The organism is Streptomyces sp. NPDC048516 (genome assembly GCF_043199875.1).
GTDB lineage: Bacteria > Actinomycetota > Actinomycetes > Streptomycetales > Streptomycetaceae > Streptomyces.
In genome coordinates this window covers 56,909-74,625 of record NZ_JBICWS010000005.1, presented here as the reverse complement: position 1 = coordinate 74,625, position 17,717 = coordinate 56,909, and the positions used below count along the sequence as shown (strand labels likewise).

Below are 17,717 nucleotides of genomic sequence, written 5' to 3'. Positions count from 1 at the left end.
GCGGACGCGGAGGCCGAAAATCCCGCGCCCGCAACGGCCCGCAGCGCTTATCGTCCCCGAGGCGGCGGAACGCATGGCGTAGGGCGGGGAGTCCATGCATGCCGCATGACGGAGAGCGAGCGGACGCGGTGGAAGCGGAGCGGCAGGAGCGGTGGACGGCTTCGGGAGTCAGGCTGCGCCGGGTCTCCTCCGGCGACGGGCGCGGGAACTGGCTCTTCGTGCCCGGTGGGCCGGGGCTGGGCTCCGAGTCCCTGCACGGCCTGGTGGCGGCGGCCCGGGTGCACGGTTCCGCCTGGCTGGTCGATCTGCCCGGCGACGGCTCCAACCGCGGCCTTCCCGCGATCCCCGCCGATCCCTACGCCCACTGGCCGGGAGCCCTGGCGGAGGCCGCGCAGGCGCTGGACGACGTGGTGATGGTCGGCCACTCCACCGGAGGCATGTTCCTGCTGTCCGTCCCGGAAGTCGCGGCACATCTCACGGGGCTGGCGCTGGTCAGCAGCGCACCACACGCCGGCTGGCGCCCCGCCTTCGCCCGCTATGCCGAGGACCACCCGCTCCCCGGCGTCGACGCCGCGGCCGAGCGCTACGCCCGGCAGCCGGACGACCAGAACCTGCGCGCCCTGACGCTCGCCGCCGCGCCGTGGAACTTCCGCCCGTCCGCCTCCGCCGCCGGCCGCGAGCTCCTCGCGGACCTGCCGTACTGCCATGACGCGGTGGCCTGGGCCGATGCCCACTTCGACGACACCTACCGGGCCCGCTGGACCCCACGGGACCTGCCGACCCTGATCGTCAGCGGCGAGCGGGACCACGTCGTCGACCAGCGGATCTGGCAGGACGAGCCGGGCTTCCACGGGCCGTACGTCCAGCACCGCCGGATAGCGGACGCCGGCCATTTTCCCTGGATCGAGAACCCCGGAGCCGTCCGCACCGCCTTCGCCGACTTCGCCGGCCGACTGGATCCGCCGGGCTGAGCGGCCCGGACCCATCGCCGCGCCCCGGGACGCCCAACCCTCCCGGGGGCCGTACGGCCTCCGCAGGGCCTCTCAGCCGTGGTTCCCAGGGGGACACCCCCCGCCAGGGGCCCTACTGGTGAGCCCGCTGCCAGGGGCTCTCCGCTGCCTTGTCACGCGGCCGGGCGTCCACGATGCGCTTGATCTTGCCGACCGAGCGCTCCAGGGTCTCCGGGTCCACGATCTCGACCGCGACCGACACCCCGATCCCGTCCTTGACGCCCCGTGCGATCAGGTCGGCGGCGGCCGTGCGCGCCTCGGGGGCCGCGTCAGGCCGGGCCTCGGCGCGCACGGTCAGATGGTCCATCCGGCCCTCCCGGGTCAGCCTCAGCTGGAAGTGCGGCGCGACCCCGGGCGTCCGCAGCACGATCTCCTCGACCTGCGCGGGGAAGAGATTGACCCCCCGCAGAATGATCATGTCGTCGCTGCGTCCGGTGATCTTCTCCATCCGGCGGAAGGCGGCGCGCGCGGTACCGGGCAGCAGCCGGGTCAGGTCACGGGTGCGGTAGCGGATGACCGGCATCGCCTCCTTGGTGAGCGAGGTGAAGACCAGCTCGCCGTGCGCACCGTCCGGCAGCACCTCGCCGGTGATCGGATCGACCACCTCCGGGTAGAAGTGGTCCTCCCAGATGTGGAGCCCGTCCTTGGTCTCCACACACTCCTGGGCCACACCGGGGCCCATCACCTCCGAGAGGCCGTATATGTCCACGGCGTCGATCGCGAACCGCTCCTCGATCTCGCGGCGCATCTCCTGTGTCCAGGGCTCGGCGCCGAAAATGCCCACGTCGAGCGAGGTCGTACGGGGATCGATGCCCTGCCGCTCGAACTCGTCCAGCAGCGTGAGCATGTAGGACGGCGTGACCATGATGATCTCGGGCCGGAGGTCCTGGATGATCTGCACCTGGCGGCTGGTCATCCCACCGGACGCCGGTACGACCGTGCAGCCGAGCCGTTCCGCGCCGTAGTGGGCGCCCAGACCGCCCGTGAACAGGCCGTACCCGTAGGCGATATGGACGGTGTGCCCGGGCCGCCCGCCGGCCGCATGGAGGGAGCGGGCCACGACATCCGCCCACTGCGTCAGATCGCGCTCGGTGTAGCCGACGACCGTCGGGCGGCCCGTGGTGCCGCTGGAGGCGTGAATACGGCGCACCTTCTCCTTCGGGACGGCGAACATCCCGAAGGGGTACTGGGCACGCAGATCATCCTTGACGGTGAACGGGAAGCGGGCGAGATCACCGAGCGAGCGGCAGTCCTGCGGATGCACCCCGGCCCGGTCGAAGGACTCGCGGTAGAACGGGACGTGGTCGTAGGCATGCTGCAACGAGGCGCGCAGCCGGGTCAGTTGCAGGCTGTGCAGCGCGTCCGCCGAAAGCCGCTCCGCCTCGTCGAACGTCTCACTGCCCGTAGCCGCTTCCGGCATGGAGTCCACCGCCTCGTGTCCCTACCGATCATTCGGTAGCCATCTGCTGATCCAAGTAATCAGCGCGCGGCGAACACGTCAAGGGGCGTGACGCCGACACCTCCCGGGTAGCGTCCGGCGCATGAGTGACATCCGGAAAGTGCAGGTCGGTGAGGTCCAGATGGCATACCGGGTATGGGGGGAGGAGGACGCGCCCCCAGCCGTGCTGCTGCACTGCCTCGGGGAGGACGGCGAGGACTGGCGCGGTGTGGTCGGCCGGCTCGCCGGCACCCACCGTGTCTACGCCCCCGACCAGCGGGGCCACGGCCTCAGTGACTGGCCCGGTGCGTACGGCTTCGAGCGGTGGCGGGACGACGCGATCGGTTTCCTGCAGGCGCTCGGACTGGAGCGGGTGGCCCTGATCGGGCACTCGCTGGGCGCGGTGGCCGCGCTGCTGCTGGCCGCGGACCGGCCCGAGCTGGTGGACCGGCTGGTGCTGGAGGAAGTGCCTTTGCCGCTGCCCGCCGACCCGCCGCAGGAGGTGCCGGAGCAACCGGCCGGCCCGCAGCCGTTCGACTGGTACGCCAAGGCCGCGGTGGTGGCGGAGCGCAATGCGCCCGACCCCGCGTGGTGGGACGCGCCGGCGAAGGTCACCGCACCGACCCTGATCATCGGCGGCGGGTCCAGCCATATCCCGCAGGACCACCTCGCCCTCCTGGCCGAGCGGATCCCCGGCGCCCGCCTGGTGACGGTGGAGGGAGCCGGCCATCTCGTCCACGAGGAGCGCCCCGGAGAATTCCTCGCCGCGGTCACCTCGTTCCTGACGCCGTAGCCGTAGCCGTAGCCGTAGCCGTAGCCGTAGCCGTAGCCGTAGCCGTAGCCTGCTGCGCGGGCTGCGCGGGCTGCGCGGGCTGCGCGGGCTGCGCGGGCTGCGCGGGCTGCGCGGTCCGGGGCCCCCGCTCGCCCGGTTCTTCCGGGCCCCGGCCCCATCCCGTTCGCTGATCTCCCCGAGATTTCCGGGGGTCGAGAAAGGCCGCCGACCGTGCACCTGACCACCTCGCTACGCAGCGCCCTGGCTCTCGGCGCGGCCGCGGCCGTCCTGCTCACCGGGACCGGCGGGGCCGCCGCGGCGCCGGCCGTACCGCCTGCCGCATCCGCACCGTCGGCCGCGCCCGTACCGCCGACCGCGCCCGTACCGCCGGCCGCCGCCGCGCACTCCCCGTACGGCGAACTCCGGCCGCTCGCCGCGCTGTCCGCCGAGCGGCTGGCCACCGGCGATCTGGTGGCCGCGGCGAAGTGGCGCACCGGCAGCCCTGTCGACGATCCGGCGCGTGAGCAGGAGGTGCTGGATTCGGTGGCGGACCAGGCCCGGCGGCTGGGTGCCGACCCGGCCGCCACGGTGCGGGTCTTTCGGGATCAGATCGAGGCCAACAAGGTCGTGCAGCGAGGGCTGTACCGCCGGTGGGACGCGAATCCGGGGCAGGCGCCCACCGAGCGGCCCGACCTCCAGGAGGTCCGCAAGGAGATCAACCGCATCAATGGCGCGCTGGTACGGGCCCTGGCCGGCTCCCCGCGTGCCCGTTCGGCGCCGTACTGCGCTCCGCTGCTGACCGCGGCCGCGGTGCGGGTGCACCAGCAGCGGCGCCTCGACGGGCTGCACGCGGCGGCCCTGGCGCGCTCGCTGCGCTCCGTGTGCGCCGGAGCCTGACCCGCCGGGGCTCGGCGCCCCGCCCGCAAGGCCGTCCGCTCAGCCCGTCAGCCAAGCCGTCCCCGCTCGGCCCCGCTGTCGAGCCGCCCCGCTCAGCCCGTCCCCCCGCCCGCCGCCACCGCCCGCGCCCAGCGGTAGTCCGCCTTGCCGCTGGGCGAACGCTGGATGTGGTCGGTGAAGACGGCGGCACGCGGGATCTTGTACCCCGCCAACCGGGTCCGGCAGTGGCGCTGCAGACCTTCCAGGTCCAACGGCGCGGCACCGGCGCGCAGTTGCACCACGGCCGCGACGCGGTTGCCCCACCGTTCGTCCGGCACGCCCGCCACCAGGGCGTCGTAGACGTCCGGATGCGCCTTCAGCGCCTGCTCGACCTCCTCCGGATAGACCTTCTCCCCACCGGAGTTGATGCACTGCGAGCCCCGGCCGAGGACGGTGACGATGCCCGCCTCGTCCACGGTCGCCATATCGCCCAGCAGCACCCACCGGTCGCCGTGCGCCTCGAAGAAGGTCTCGGCGGTCTTCCCGGGGTCGTTGTAGTAGCCCAGCGGGACATGCCCGCGCAGCGCGATACGGCCGACCTCGCCGGCCGGTACCGGCTCATGGGTCGCCGGGTCCACCACCGCCGTACGGGAGTTGACCTGCAGCCGGAAGCCCTTGCCGGGGCCGGAGTCGTCGGTGGCGGTGCCGTTGAACCCGGACTCGGACGAGCCGAAGTTGTTGAGCAGCATGACGTGCGGGAGCAGCGCGGCGAACTGGGCGCGGACGGTCTCGGAGAGGATCGCGCCGGAGCTGCTGACGCTGAACAGCGAGGAGCAGTCGGTGCCCTTGAGCGGCCCGCCGAGCGCATCGACGAGCGGACGCAGCATCGCATCGCCGACCAGCGACACGCTGGTGACCCGCTCCCGCTCGATGGTCCGCAGCACCTCTTCGGGCACGTATTTGCGGTGGACGACGACCTTCTGGCCGAAGTGGAAGGCGATGAAGGCGGTGAGGGTGGAGGTGCCGTGCATCAGCGGGGGAGCCGGGAAGAAGACGATGCCGTCGCCGCCGGCCGCGACCCGCTCGGCCAGCTCCTGCGGCCGCGTCACCGGCTCGCCGGTCGGCGCCCCGCCACCCATTCCGGCGAAGAACAGGTCCTCGTGGCGCCACACCACGCCCTTGGGCATACCGGTGGTGCCACCGGTGTAGATCACGATCTGGTCGTCGGCCGAGCGCGGCCCGAAGCCGCGCGCGGGGGAGGCGGCGGCCTCGGCGTCCGCGAGCGCGACCGGCGCGACCGGCGGCTCGGGGGCGCCGGCGGGCGGGGTGCCGACCCGTACGAGATGCCGCAGCCGGGGCGCCTGCGGGAGGGCGGCGGCCACCCGCGCGGTGAACTCCGCGTCGAAGACCAGCGCCACCAGGTCGGCGTCCCGGTAGAGATAGATTAACTCCTCCTCGACGTAGCGGTAGTTGACGTTCACCGGAACGGCGCGGATCTTCAGGCAGGCGTAGACGGCCTGGAGGTATTCGATGCCGTTGTAGAGGTGCAGCCCGACGTGCTGACCGGGGCGGATGCCGCGGTCGGCGAGGTGGTGGGCCAGGCGGTTGGCGGCGCGGTCCAGCTCGGCGTAGGTCAGCCGCCGTTCGCTGCCGGTCCCCGGATGGTCGACGTACACCAGCGCCTCGCGGTCGGGGACCGTGTCGACGATCGACTCGAAGAGGTCGGCAAGGTTGTACTCCACGTCTCCTCCAGACCGGGCGGGCGTCGGCTTGGCGGTCATTAGAGCGCCGCCGGAAGGAGCAGGGAAGGGCCACGGCGAAGAAATCTGACTACCTGTCAGAAAGGTCTTGAAGTCGGTGTGCCGCTACTGCAACCTGTTCTCCGTCGTGAGACGGGAGGACGGAACATGGGTGGTACGGAACATCTGTCGGTGGAGCGCGTCGGCGCGACACTGGTGCTCACCCTCAACCGGCCGGAGGCGAAGAACGCGCTCTCGCTGCCGATGCTGGTGGGCCTGTACGACGGCTGGATCTCCGCCGACGAGGACGACACGATCCGCTCCGTCGTCCTCACCGGCGCCGGCCAGACCTTCTGCGCCGGAATGGACCTCAAGGCCCTCGCGGGCGACGGCATGGCCGGCGAGCAGTACCGCGACCGGCTGCGCGCCGACCCCGATCTGCACTGGAAGGCGATGCTGCGGCACCACCGCCCCCGCAAGCCCGTGATCGCCGCCGTCGAGGGGTACTGCGTCGCGGGCGGAACGGAGATCCTGCAGGGCACCGACATCCGCGTGGCCGGCGAGAGCGCCACCTTCGGCCTCTTCGAGGTGCGTCGTGGCCTGTTCCCGATCGGCGGCTCCACCGTCCGCCTCGCCCGCCAGATTCCCCGCACCCACGCCCTGGAGATGCTGCTCACCGGCCGGCCCTACCCCGCACGCGAGGCCGAACGCATCGGCCTGATCGGCCATGTCGTCCCCGAGGGGACCGCACTGGACAAGGCCCTGGAGATCGCGGAACTGGTCAACGGCTGCGGACCGCTCGCCGTCGAGGCCGTCAAGGCCTCCGTCTACGAAACCGCCGGGATGACCGAGACCGACGGGCTGGCGGCCGAACTCGCCCGCGGCTGGCCGGTCTTCGACACCGCCGACGCCAAAGAGGGCTCCCGCGCCTTCGCCGAGAAGCGCCCGCCCGTCTACCGGCGCGCCTGACCCAAGGAGCCCCGCATGCCCAAGGCCCTCACGGCGCCCCTCGTCGTGGAATTCCCGTTCACCCGCTCCCTCGGCCCCGTTCAGAGCGCCTTCCTCACCGGACTGCGCGAGCGCACCGTCCTCGGCGTCACGGCGAGCGACGGCCGGGTGGTCGTCCCGCCCGCCGAGTACGACCCGGTCACCGCCGAGGAGATCCGCGACCTGGTCGAGGTCGGCACCAGCGGCACCGTCACCACCTGGGCCTGGAACCCGGCCCCCCGCCGTGGCCAGCCGCTCACCACCCCCTTCGCCTGGGTCCTGGTCCGGCTCGACGGCGCCGACACCGCCCTGCTGCACGCCCTGGACGCGCCCGGTCCCGACGCCGTCCGCACCGGCATGCGGGTCCGGATCCGCTGGGCTCCGCAGCGCACCGGCGCGATCACCGACATCGCCTGCTTCGAGCCGGACGACGGCGCCGCCGAGGAGAGCGGGCCGGCGCCGGACGACGGCACCGGAGGGGCCGGCCGGCCGGTGCCGCACAGCGGGGAGTTCGCGGACCCCGTCACCGGGATCACCGCCCCCGCCCGGCTCGACTACACCTATGCGCCCGGCCGCGCCCAGTCCCGCTACCTCCAGGCGCTCTCGGACCACCGGATCGTGGGCGAGCGCTGCCCCTCCTGCCGCAAGGTCTACGTCCCGCCCCGCGGCGCCTGCCCCACCTGCGGCGTCGCCACCGACACCCAGGTCGAGGTCGGTCCCCGCGGCACCGTGACCACCTTCTGCATCGTCAACATCAAGGCAAAGAACCTCGACATCGAGGTCCCCTACGTCTACGCCCATATCGCCCTGGACGGCGCCGACCTGGCCCTGCACGCCCGGATCGGCGGCATCCCCTACGACCGGGTCCGCATGGGGCTGCGCGTCGAACCCGTCTGGGCCGGGGACAGCCGCTTTCCCGACCACTACCGCCCCACCGGCGAACCCGATGCCGGCTACGACAGCTACAAGGAGCTGATCTGATGCGCGACGTCGCCATCGTCGCCTTCGGGCAGAGCGATCACGTCCGTGACAGCGCGGAGACCTCCGAGGTCGAGATGCTGATGCCGGTGCTCCACGACGTGCTGGAGCAGACCGGCCTGGCGGCCCGGGACATCGACTTCACCTGCTCCGGCTCCTCCGACTACCTCGCCGGCCGGGCCTTCTCCTTCACCATGGCCCTGGACGGCGTCGGCGCCTGGCCGCCGATCTCCGAATCCCATGTCGAAATGGACGGCGCCTGGGCGCTGTACGAGGCCTGGGTGAAGCTCCTCACCGGCGAGGCGGAGACCGCACTCGTCTACGCCTACGGCAAGTCCTCGCCGGGCAGCGTCCGCGACGTCCTCACCCGCCAGCTCGACCCGTACTACGTCGCCCCGCTGTGGCCCGACTCCGTCGCGCTCGCCGCCCTCCAGGCGCAGGCCCTGATCGACGCGGAGCTGACCGACGAGCGGGAACTGGCCGGCATCGCCGCCCGCCGCCGCAGCGCCGCCGGGTCCAACCCGCACGCACAGCTGCGCGGCGAGGTGCCCGTGGGCGATCCGCTGGTCGCCCCGCTGCGGACCGGCGACTGCCCGCCCATCGGCGACGGCGCGGCCGCCGTCGTCCTCGCCGCCGGCGACACCGCCCGCCGGCTGGCCGCCCGCCCCGCCTGGATCCGCGGCCTCGACCACCGCATCGAGGCACACAGTCTGGGCGTTCGCGACCTCACCGACTCACCGTCCACCCGGCTCGCCGCCGAGCGCGCCGGCGCCTTCGAACTCCCCCCTGGCCGCAAGGGCAGGGGAGGTGCCCCCACCGTGGACACCGCCGAGCTGCACGCCCCCTTCACCTCCCAGGAAGTCGTGCTGCGCCGCGCCCTGAAACTCGACGCGGCGGACAGCACGGTGTGCATCAATCCGTCCGGCGGCGCGCTCGCCGCCAACCCCGTCATGGCCGCGGGCCTGATCCGCCTCGGCGAGGCCGCCGCCCGCATCCAGCGGGGCGCATCCGACCGCGCCCTCGCCCACGCCACCTCGGGTCCGTGCCTGCAGCACAACCTGGTCGCCGTCCTGGAAGGTGAGCGATGAGCAAGGAGCCCGTGGCCGTCGTCGGCATCGGTCAGACCACACACGTCGCCGCGCGCCGCGACGTCTCGCTCGCCGGACTCGTCCGTGAGGCGGCCCGACGCGCCCTGGACGACGCCCATTTGAGCTGGGCGGACATCGACGCCGTGGTGATCGGCAAGGCCCCCGACTTCTTCGAGGGGGTGATGATGCCCGAGCTGTACCTCGCCGATGCCCTGGGCGCCGTCGGCAAACCGATGCTGCGGGTGCACACCGCCGGCTCGGTCGGCGGCTCCACCGCCCTGGTCGCCGCGAACCTCGTCGCCGCCCGGGTCCACCGCACCGTCCTCACCGTCGCCTTCGAGAAGCAGTCCGAGTCCAACGCCATGTGGGGCCTGTCCCTGCCCATCCCCTTCCAACAGCCCCTGCTGGCCGGCGCCGGCGGCTTCTTCGCCCCGCACGTCCGCGCCTATATGCGGCGTACCGGCGCCCCGGACACCGTCGGCTCCCTCGTCGCCTACAAGGACCGCCGCAACGCCCTCAAGAACCCCTACGCCCACCTCCACGAACACGACATCACCCTGGAGAAGGTCCGGGCCTCGCCGATGCTCTGGGACCCGATCCGCTACTCCGAGACCTGCCCGTCCTCCGACGGCGCCTGCGCGATGATCCTCACCGACCGCACCGGGGCCGCCCGCGCATCGCACCCGGCGGCGTGGGTGCACGGCGGGGCCATGCGCAGCGAACCCACCCTCTTCGCCGGCAAGGACTTCGTCTCCCCGCAGGCCGGCAAGGACTGCGCCGCCGATGTCTACCGGCAGGCCGGTATCACCGACCCGCGCCGGCAGATCGACGCGGTCGAGATGTACGTCCCCTTCAGCTGGTACGAGCCGATGTGGCTGGAGAACCTGGGCTTCGCCGAGGAGGGGGAGGGCTGGAAGCTCACCGAGTCGGGCGCCACCGAGCTGGACGGCGCTCTCCCCGTCAACCCGTCCGGCGGGGTGCTGTCCACCAACCCCATCGGCGCCTCCGGAATGATCCGCTTCGCGGAGGCCGCCCTCCAGGTGCGCGGACAGGCCGGCGCGCACCAAGTCGACGGCGCCCGGCGGGCGTTGGGACATGCGTACGGCGGCGGCTCCCAGTTCTTCTCGATGTGGCTGGTGGGCGCCGAGGCGCCGGCCACCTGACACCCGTCGGGGGCGGGCGCGCGGCACCGGCGCGCCCCTCCCCGGACCCGTCACACCACGACCACTCCACCGCCTCGCCACGTCCCCTGTCCGTCCCCGGACCCAGTGGTTAGGCTGACCGCGGACGACGATCCGGGAGGAGCGGAACACGTGACCGACAGCATCACCGAGCAGCGGCTCGTGGGCGGGCCGAGGCCCGATCTCGACCTGTCGCAGGCCGACTGGCAGTCGAGCACCCAGGGCGTGGGCGGCGTCCAGATCGCCTTCGTCGAGGGCTATATCGCCATGCGAAACCGCCACAGCCCGGAGGTCCCGGCGTTGATCTTCACCCCCGCCGAGTGGCGGGCCTTCGTCCTCGACGCCCGCGAGGGCGAATTCGATCTCACCTAGGGGTCAGTCCGCAAAGCCGCTCAAGGTCCCGGGTTCCGCTTCCGCCAAGCCGATGGGCCCGCTCCTTATCAGCTCGGCAAATGGTTCCAGGAGCGGTGATCTCTCCGGCAGGGAAGGCTCGCCAGCAGTGGTCAGGAGCTTGCGCCAGGCCGCTTCGACGGAGTTGGTCATGCCGTGATCGTGCGGTCCCACGGCGCCGCCATCAAAGATCACCTGCTGGCCGGACGGCGGAGCACAGACGCGAACTGACTGATCGCGACTCCGCCCTCGTCCGCGTTCACCGGCATGCCGCCGTCACCGGCCGGCACGGGGGATGCGCCGGCTGGACGAACCGGACGATCACGCCCTCGGCTGATCCCGCGGGCGGGTACGGAACGCAGACCCGCCTTCCCGAGGTGGAGGACGGGAGGTGGGGCGGCGCGGGGACCGGACATGGGGCGCAGGCGTCCTTCCGGAGGCAGCGCCCGGGGGACCGGCTACGGCCAGTCGAGGAGTTCGGGCGGTGGAACGGTCCTGCCCGACCGGTGGCAGTCGAGGGGCTGCTGCGGAGTGCGGCCGGCCAGCCAGGCCGCGAGGTCGGTGAGCGGGCCGCTGACGGTGAGCGCGCCGCTGACGGTGACGGCCGGGGCGTCGGCGGCACCGTACCGCCGGGTGAGGGTGTCGTCCGTGGCCGTCAGGACGAGGCGCAGATCCTCTGGTGCGCGCGGCGCCAGATGGTCCAGCAGGTGGTGGCACAGCTCCCGTGGCCAGTCCCGCGGTCCGTGGCCGATCCGGGCGTCGGCGGTGTGGATCTCCAACTCCCGCCACCAGCACAGCAGTGCGGCGCGGAGATCGCTCTCGCGATGCTTCACCGGCCGCGTCCAGTCGGCCGGGCCGACCGCCGCCCAGGCCGCGGACGCCTCGTCCAGGGCGGCCCGTACGGCGTCCCCGAGCGCCGCCGCTCCACGCACCGCACCGGTCTCGATCGCGGCAGCACGCGCCGGGCGTCCCCCGTCGTACGGCTCGATCAGTTCGCCGCGCAGCGCATGGCGGGCCTGCCGGGCCAGGGCCCGCGCGACGCCCTCGATGTGCGAGAGGACATGGGCGCGGGTCCAGCCGGGCAGTTCGCTCGGCTCCCGCACCGCGTCGTCGGTCAGGGCGGGCAACAGGGCACGAAGGTGCTCCTGGCTCGTCTCGACTGCGACCCGTATCGCCTCGGCGTGCAGTGCGTGCGTATCCGTCACGGCCACAGGAGCTCCTTCCGCCACGCGCCGCCGGCCCGTTGGTAGGCCAGCCGGGTGTGCTTGCGGTCCTTGTCGCCCTGCCAGAACTCCACCGACTCCGCACGCACCGTGTGCAGCGTCCATCCGGGCGCCACCAGGCCGGGTTCGCGGGCGAGGCGGGCCGCCGACTCCGCTACCGCCGCGTCCCGTTCGGCCAGGTCGCCCAGGGGACGGCTCTGCCGCCCGAGCAGCGCCTCGGCCCGGGCGCCGGGGCTGCGGGCGAGGAAGTCCGCGGCGGCGTGCTCCGCGCTCTCCCGCACCACCGGTCCGCGGACGCGCACTTGGCGGGCCAGAGGCTGCCAGTAGAAGGTCAGTGCTGCGTACGGGCGGTCCGTCAGCTCGCGCCCCTTGGTGCTGTCGCGGTGCGCGGCGAACCGCCAGCCGTCCGCGTCGATGTCCTTGAGGATCAGCGTGCGGGCCGACGGATTGCCGTCGGCGCCGGCGGTGGAGACCGTCATGGCATGAGGCTCGGGGACCTGGGCCCGTATGGCGCCGAGCAGCCAGGCGGTGAAGAGTTCCACCGGGTCGTCGGGCGTCTCCAGCGGATCGAATGCGGGCAGCTCGCCCGCGAACACCGGGAGATCACGCAGTAATTGACGTACGTCGGCCATACCGCCCCCTAGGTAGTTAATGGTTGGCCGTGACGTTACCATTAGCATCATGACCGCACCACGGCTCGCACTCGAACTCGCCGTCACCCTCCGCCATGACGGGCACGGCGGCGTCACCGACGACCTGGCCGGTCCGGAAGGGCTCGCGGTCTGGGTACACGAGCGGGCCGCACTGCTGGACTGCGCGGCCGGCCCTGCCGCCCCCGACGAGGCGCTGCACACCGCCGTGCGGGAGCTGCGGGCCGCGGTCCGGTCACTGTTCGCCCGCGCCGTCCGGCCGGGGCCGCCCAGCTCCGCCGATGCCCACCGGCTGCTGCCGGAGGAGGAGGCGCTGCGCCGGCTCAACGCCGCCGCGGCCCTGGTCCCCACGGCACCCCGGCTCAGCTGGGAGCCCGGCGCACCGCCCGCCGTCCGGCACCACCCGGCCGGCTCCCCGCCGCCCGCCGACCGGATCGTCGCCGCGCTGGCCCGTGCCGCCCTCGGCTTCCTTGCCGGCCCCGACCGGGTGCTGCTGCGGGCCTGCCCCGCCCCGCGGTGTGTGCGCTACTTCGTCAAGGACCACGCCCGCCAGGAGTGGTGCACCCCCTCCTGCGGTAACCGTGCCCGGGTCGCCCGCCACCACGAGCGGCGCAAGGAAGGACAGGACGGGGCCCCATAGGGTGGTGGCATGACGGGTGAACGTGATCTCCGGGCCCTGCTGAGCGGGATGCGCCCCGAGCGGAACGCGGGCCGCTTTGTCTTTGTGAGCGTGCCCGGCACGGTCCCCGACGGGCTGACGCCGGTGGTCACCGTCGCCGAACCCGAGGGCCGCACCCTCGTCGTCCACCAGGAGGAGGCCGACCGCGCGGGCCTGTCGTACGACTATGTCGCCGGCTGGATCACCCTGCGGGTGCACTCCGCGCTGGACGCCGTCGGACTGACCGCCGCCGTGGCCACCGCACTCGCCCAGGCCGGCCTCAGCTGCAATGTCGTCGCCGGCTTCCACCACGATCACCTCTTCGTGCCCCATGCCGCGACCGACGAGGCGCTGCGCCGGCTGCGCGCACTGGCCGACCAGGCATAACGACCGCCGGCAAGAGGAGGCGGCGGCTCCGTACGCGGGGTGCGCCGCACGCCGACGTCCGCGCCGCGTGCCCGGCCGGGCCACGTACGATGGCGGCATGTCCTTCCTCCGCCGCCGCAGCGCAGCCACGCCCGCCGGGCCTGACTTCGACGTCCTCGCCATGGACCCCGGGGACTGGCCGGGCAATCTCGGAGCCGGGCTGCTGCCCGCGCCCGACGGGAGCTGCCAGGGCGTCTTCCTCCGCTACGACCTGTTCGGCGGCCGCGGCCCCGCGATGATCATCGGCAATCTGCCGGAGGGGTCCCCGGCCCGCGAGCTCGAGGACGATCAGGTGCCCTTCGAGGTGGCCCAGCTGCTGGCCGCGCTCGGCAACGACGAGCCGGTGACGGTCGTCGAGAGCGAGGACACCCCCGTGATGCACGAGGACAACCTGCTGATCGTCAAGCGCATCAAGTGCTCCGAGAGCCGGATCTCCTGCGCCCAGTTCGACCGCAGCGACGGCGTGCTGGTCACCATCGCCAGCTGGGACCGGCCGATCACCGACGATCTCTACGCGCTGCTCAAGCCGCTGCCGGCGGAGCTCTTCCAGCAGGGCTGAGCCCCGGCACGGCACCGGAGCGGACACCGTACGCGCCCGGTGGACGGCAGACCCGTCCACCGGGCGCGTACGCGCTCACCCGATCGGTGTGCGCGGGGGCTCAGGAATCCGAGCGCCGCACATCGACGTCGGCCGCCCGCACATAGCCGACCCGGTGCCCGAGCTGGATCTCGTAGTAGACGTCCTCGCCGCGCACGATCGCATGCTCGGCGAGGTCGAAGGTCGGCGCGTAGAAGTAGTCGCCCGTCATCCGGTCCCCGACGGCGTACTTCTGGCCGGCGGCGAGCTTGTACGGCAGGGCGGAGACCGCCTGGTAGGGCACTTTGGCCGGGTAGGCCCCCTTCTCCGGGTACGCGCGGCCGTAGACCGGAATCTCCTCCCGGTCGGCCTTCGGCGTGGCGATCATCCCCTCGGCGTTCAGTGCCGTCGGCGCGTGGTGCGGATTGCGGAACCACGCCTTCTGCCCGAGGTACCAGATCGCCGTCCAGTCGCCGGACCGGCCCGCCACCGCGAACCGCTGGCCGGTGGAGGCCCGGGCAGCGGTGTCGTTCACGCCCGTGGTCGCGTCACTGCCGTCCGGGTGCAGACCGACGTCCTTGACCAGCGGTGCGCCGGCGTCCGGCGCGGTGTGCAGCCGGACCGCCGCGGAACCGTGCGGCTCGCAGGTGTCGCCGGCCTTCTCGCAGCCCGTGTAGACCGGCTTGTTCCTGGCGTAGTCCGGGCGGATGGTGACCAGCCCGCCGTGCGAGCCCGCGGCGGCCTTGAACGGCTTGCCCAGCAGGGAGAAGTAGTGCGCCCAGTCCCAGTACGGGCCGGGGTCGGTGTGCATCCCGGGGATCGTGGCCGTGGTCGTGCCGGGCACATTGTCGTGGCCCAGGATGTGCTGCCGGTCCAGCGGCACGTCGTACTTGCGGCTCAGATACTTCACCAGCCGGGCCGACGTGCGGTACATCGCCTCCGTGTACCAGGCGTCCGGCGCGGCGAGGAAGCCCTCGTGCTCGATGCCCACGGAGTGCGAGTTGATGTACCAGTTGCCCGCATGCCAGCCGACGTCCTTGGTCGGCACATGCTGGGCGATCAGGCCGTCCGAGGAACGGATGGTGTAGTTCCAGGACACATAGGCCGGGTCCTTGATCAGCTTGAGCGTGGTCTCCCAGGACCCCTCGGTGTCGTGGATGACGATGGTGCTGACCCGCAGGTCCTCGGGCCGGTCCGCCTTGTCGTGATTGCCGTAGTCTCCGTCCCCGAACTCCTCGTACGGCGCCGGGACGGACTCGCAGGCGACGCTGTGCGGGCACTCCAGCTTGCGGCCGGCCCGCGTCGGCGATGCCGTCGAGGACGAAGTGCCGAGACGTTTCTGCTGCGCGGCGTCGGGGATCAGCCCCGGCGTGGCGGCCAGCGTGACCCGCTGTCCCGCGTCGGTCGTCCGCGTCTGGCCGTGGCGCATGACCTCGTAGACCTCGTCCGCGAAGGCCCGGCCGCCGCGCGTACTGTCCTGGCCGCCGTAGCGCGCCACCGCCTCGTACCACTGCGCCGGGTCGCCGCCCGTCCGGTGTCCCAGCTTGCGCTGCTCCGCGGCGAGCAGCGCCGCACCGCCGAGCACATTCGCGGCGGGGTCGGTACGCAGCCGCTGGGCCGGCAGCCCGGCCAGCGTGGCGGCCGTCGTCAACGTCCGCAACCGGGCGGGGAGTTCGGCAGGCAGCGCGGCGCGCTTCGCCGCACCGGCAGGTACCCGCTTACGGGGCCGCGCGCCGTCGCCGCGGGCGTCCTCGGTGCCCCCGCTGAACTCCGGTGTGCGCGTCAGCGCGGTGCGGGCATCGGTCAGATGCATCGGACCGTAGCCCCCGGAGACGCTGGGCGCGCCGCCATGGGTGTCCCAGCGCGACTCCAGGTACGAGACGCCGAGCAGCACACTGCGCGGCACCTGGAAGCGGGCGGCGGCGTCGGTGAAGGCCCGCTGCAGACCATCGGGCCGGGGCTGGCCGGCATGCGCGGACGGCGCTCCCGAGAGCGGCAGCAACAGCACGGCCGCCGCAACGGCGGTGGCGGACCTGCGCAGGGCGGGGCGGTGGAATCTCTTCTCGTCTTCCGGGGCGGATCCTCGCAAAGCAACCTCCTCGAGCCGGCCCGAGCCGGGGCGGTGTGACGGTGGGTGCGCAAACGGCCGCACGGGCGGGACCCGAGACTAGAGCCCCCGTCGGCTTAGAGCTATACGTTTGCCGAGGGTCCGTCAATCACCGCGCCCTCTCGCGATTCCGCATGTCAGGGCATCTCCACAGGAGCCTTCCCGAGCGGGTGTCCGGCCTGCGGGGCGTCAGTGGAATGGACCAATGGCCGGACTCGACCGGACTCGACCGGACTCGGGCCAGGGCCGGAGAGGGACGGCTGGAGAGGGGGACGGCCGCGGCGGGGAAGCCAGGGGGAGGGCCGGTTGCCGCACATGGGTGAGCGGCGCACCCCGTACCCGGGTGCGCCGCTCATAGTCCCCCCTTGAGGTGCCGGTGACGTCCGGCACCTGCCGGCGGTCAGCGGGTGCCGACCGCCGCCCGTACCGCACGACGCGCCATCTGGCAGTCGTCGTGCAGCCGGCGGAGGAGCAGCCGCTGCTCCTCGCCCGCCGCGGGCACGCCGGGTAGTCCCGGACCCGGTGTCCCCGTCGGCGTGGGTTCGCGCATGGTCCGTTGGACCGCGGTTTCATAACGCCGGATCTCGCGGGTGAGCACCAGCATCAGATTCACCAGGAAGGCGTCCCGCGAGGCCGGGCCGGCGTTCTGGGCGAGCTGGCTGATGTGCCGGCGGGCGACCGGCGCGTCGCCGAGCACCGACCACAGGGTCGCCAGGTCATAGCCCGGCAGATACCAGCCCGCACTGTCCCAGTCCAGCAGGACCGGGCCCGCGGGGGAGAGCAGCACGTTGTTGAGCAGTGCGTCGCCGTGGCAGAACTGGCCCTGGGTGTGCGACAGACCGTGCAGCAGCTTCTGCAGATCGCCGAGGTCACGGTCGGTGAGCAGCCCCAGGTCGTGGTAGCGGCCGATCCGGCCCGCGTAATCCAGCGGGGCGTCGAACAGCCCGGCCGGCGGACGCCAGAGGTTGATCCGGCAGATCGCACCCAGTGCGGCCCGTACGTCGGCCCGGGGCGGAGCCTCGGACGGGTGGCGGGTCAGCGCCGCGACGCGGCCTGGCATCCGCTCCACGATCAGCGTGCAGTTGTCGGGATCGGCCGCTACCAGACGCGGCACCCGTACCGGCGGACGATGCCGGACGAATGCGCGGTATGCACTTATTTCCTGCCGGAACCTGTCCGCCCACGCGGGGGAGTGGTCCAGTAAACACTTGGCGACCGCGGTCATACGGCCCGTCGTGCCGACGAGGAGGACGGACCTGCCGCTGCGGCGCAGCACCTGTACCGGGTTGAACTCCGGGCAGATGCGGTGCACCGAGGCGACGGCGGCGCGCAACTGGGCGCCCTGCGGGCCGGACAGGTCGATTCTCCCGCTGAGCGGTTGGGAGCCCGTCCCCTGCATCCGCCGGGTACGGCCGCCGGGGAGACCGGTGATCGCTCCCGTGGAAGGTGCGGGGTCGAGATACGGCCCGCTTCCGGTGGGGTGCGGGCGGTACGGCCGGGTGGGGGCGGTCACGGCGGACGATGCTGCATACATGGGTGAAACAGATCCCTTCGTGCGCCGGCGAGTTGCGTGCGCTCCCCGGCCCGGTGATGGGAACCCGTGAACGGGCCCCGTGC

Annotated in this window: 18 protein-coding genes; 11 read left to right on the top strand and 7 right to left on the bottom strand. The window is 72.8% G+C overall.

What is annotated here, in order from left to right; all coding sequences use genetic code 11:
* Positions 1-98 precede the first annotated feature (98 nt).
* Positions 99-971 carry an alpha/beta fold hydrolase gene (locus ACGFR7_RS12065; RefSeq protein WP_393316697.1) on the top strand — a complete coding sequence of 291 codons (873 nt, stop codon included), beginning with the start codon at positions 99-101 and terminating at the stop codon, positions 969-971.
* A gap of 112 nt (positions 972-1,083) precedes the next feature.
* Here ACGFR7_RS12065 and paaK read toward each other — a convergent pair whose 3' ends face one another.
* Complete coding sequence (paaK, locus tag ACGFR7_RS12060; protein ID WP_393317585.1) at positions 1,084-2,430, bottom strand: phenylacetate--CoA ligase PaaK; 1,347 nt, start codon at positions 2,428-2,430, stop codon at positions 1,084-1,086.
* 121 nt (positions 2,431-2,551) lie between these two features.
* Between paaK and ACGFR7_RS12055 the strand changes: the two genes are divergently transcribed.
* Both ACGFR7_RS12055 and ACGFR7_RS12050 read left to right on the top strand, forming a co-directional pair.
* On the top strand, positions 2,552-3,241 hold the full coding sequence (locus ACGFR7_RS12055; RefSeq protein WP_393316695.1) for an alpha/beta fold hydrolase: 690 nt from the start codon (positions 2,552-2,554) through the stop codon (positions 3,239-3,241).
* A gap of 210 nt (positions 3,242-3,451) precedes the next feature.
* Complete coding sequence (locus ACGFR7_RS12050) at positions 3,452-4,117, top strand: chorismate mutase (protein WP_393316692.1); 666 nt, start codon at positions 3,452-3,454, stop codon at positions 4,115-4,117.
* A gap of 92 nt (positions 4,118-4,209) precedes the next feature.
* Here ACGFR7_RS12050 and ACGFR7_RS12045 read toward each other — a convergent pair whose 3' ends face one another.
* On the bottom strand, positions 4,210-5,838 hold the full coding sequence (locus ACGFR7_RS12045; RefSeq protein WP_393316689.1) for an acyl-CoA synthetase: 1,629 nt from the start codon (positions 5,836-5,838) through the stop codon (positions 4,210-4,212).
* Between the two features lie 165 nt (positions 5,839-6,003).
* Between ACGFR7_RS12045 and ACGFR7_RS12040 the strand changes: the two genes are divergently transcribed.
* From ACGFR7_RS12040 to ACGFR7_RS12020, 5 genes are all read left to right on the top strand, one after another.
* Complete coding sequence (locus ACGFR7_RS12040; RefSeq protein WP_393316686.1) at positions 6,004-6,804, top strand: crotonase/enoyl-CoA hydratase family protein; 801 nt, start codon at positions 6,004-6,006, stop codon at positions 6,802-6,804.
* Between the two features lie 15 nt (positions 6,805-6,819).
* A complete protein-coding gene (locus tag ACGFR7_RS12035) occupies positions 6,820-7,803 on the top strand; it encodes a Zn-ribbon domain-containing OB-fold protein (RefSeq protein WP_393316684.1) in 984 nt (327 codons plus the stop codon).
* The gene (locus ACGFR7_RS12030; RefSeq protein ID WP_393316681.1) at positions 7,803-8,888 is read left to right on the top strand and encodes a thiolase domain-containing protein; all 1,086 of its coding nucleotides are present in this window, start codon (positions 7,803-7,805) and stop codon (positions 8,886-8,888) included. The genes ACGFR7_RS12035 and ACGFR7_RS12030 overlap by 1 nt, the downstream gene beginning before the upstream one ends.
* Complete coding sequence (locus ACGFR7_RS12025; protein ID WP_393316679.1) at positions 8,885-10,051, top strand: thiolase domain-containing protein; 1,167 nt, start codon at positions 8,885-8,887, stop codon at positions 10,049-10,051. Before ACGFR7_RS12030 ends, ACGFR7_RS12025 begins: the two co-directional genes overlap by 4 nt.
* A 150-nt stretch (positions 10,052-10,201) precedes the next feature.
* Positions 10,202-10,441, top strand: a complete 240-nt coding sequence (locus tag ACGFR7_RS12020) for a DUF397 domain-containing protein (RefSeq protein ID WP_393316676.1) — start codon at positions 10,202-10,204, stop codon at positions 10,439-10,441.
* Positions 10,442-10,444: 3 nt separating this feature from the next.
* On the opposite strand, the gene ACGFR7_RS12015 is transcribed toward ACGFR7_RS12020, so the two are convergent.
* The 3 genes from ACGFR7_RS12015 to ACGFR7_RS12005 all read right to left on the bottom strand — a co-directional run bounded on the left by ACGFR7_RS12015 (position 10,445) and on the right by ACGFR7_RS12005 (position 12,314).
* Complete coding sequence (locus tag ACGFR7_RS12015; RefSeq protein ID WP_393316673.1) at positions 10,445-10,612, bottom strand: hypothetical protein; 168 nt, start codon at positions 10,610-10,612, stop codon at positions 10,445-10,447.
* Between the two features lie 305 nt (positions 10,613-10,917).
* Positions 10,918-11,664 carry a maleylpyruvate isomerase family mycothiol-dependent enzyme gene (locus ACGFR7_RS12010; RefSeq protein ID WP_393316670.1) on the bottom strand — a complete coding sequence of 249 codons (747 nt, stop codon included), beginning with the start codon at positions 11,662-11,664 and terminating at the stop codon, positions 10,918-10,920.
* A complete protein-coding gene (locus ACGFR7_RS12005; protein ID WP_393316667.1) occupies positions 11,661-12,314 on the bottom strand; it encodes a pyridoxal 5'-phosphate synthase in 654 nt (217 codons plus the stop codon). The genes ACGFR7_RS12010 and ACGFR7_RS12005 overlap by 4 nt, the downstream gene beginning before the upstream one ends.
* A gap of 49 nt (positions 12,315-12,363) precedes the next feature.
* On the opposite strand from ACGFR7_RS12005, the gene ACGFR7_RS12000 reads away from it, so the two are divergent.
* The 3 genes from ACGFR7_RS12000 to ACGFR7_RS11990 all read left to right on the top strand — a co-directional run bounded on the left by ACGFR7_RS12000 (position 12,364) and on the right by ACGFR7_RS11990 (position 13,975).
* Positions 12,364-12,972 carry a CGNR zinc finger domain-containing protein gene (locus tag ACGFR7_RS12000; RefSeq protein ID WP_393316665.1) on the top strand — a complete coding sequence of 203 codons (609 nt, stop codon included), beginning with the start codon at positions 12,364-12,366 and terminating at the stop codon, positions 12,970-12,972.
* Between the two features lie 9 nt (positions 12,973-12,981).
* Positions 12,982-13,377: an ACT domain-containing protein gene (locus ACGFR7_RS11995; protein WP_393316663.1), complete on the top strand. Its 396-nt coding sequence runs from the start codon at positions 12,982-12,984 to the stop codon at positions 13,375-13,377.
* 97 nt (positions 13,378-13,474) lie between these two features.
* Positions 13,475-13,975 carry a hypothetical protein gene (locus ACGFR7_RS11990; RefSeq protein ID WP_018090673.1) on the top strand — a complete coding sequence of 167 codons (501 nt, stop codon included), beginning with the start codon at positions 13,475-13,477 and terminating at the stop codon, positions 13,973-13,975.
* A 100-nt stretch (positions 13,976-14,075) separates the two neighbouring features.
* Here the strand turns inward: ACGFR7_RS11990 and ACGFR7_RS11985 are convergent, their stop codons facing one another.
* Together ACGFR7_RS11985 and ACGFR7_RS11980 are read right to left on the bottom strand one after the other, a co-directional pair.
* Positions 14,076-16,082, bottom strand: a complete 2,007-nt coding sequence (locus ACGFR7_RS11985) for an N-acetylmuramoyl-L-alanine amidase (protein ID WP_393316661.1) — start codon at positions 16,080-16,082, stop codon at positions 14,076-14,078.
* A gap of 418 nt (positions 16,083-16,500) precedes the next feature.
* The gene (locus ACGFR7_RS11980) at positions 16,501-17,634 is read right to left on the bottom strand and encodes an aminoglycoside phosphotransferase family protein (RefSeq protein WP_393316659.1); all 1,134 of its coding nucleotides are present in this window, start codon (positions 17,632-17,634) and stop codon (positions 16,501-16,503) included.
* Between the last annotated feature and the right edge of the window lie 83 nt (positions 17,635-17,717).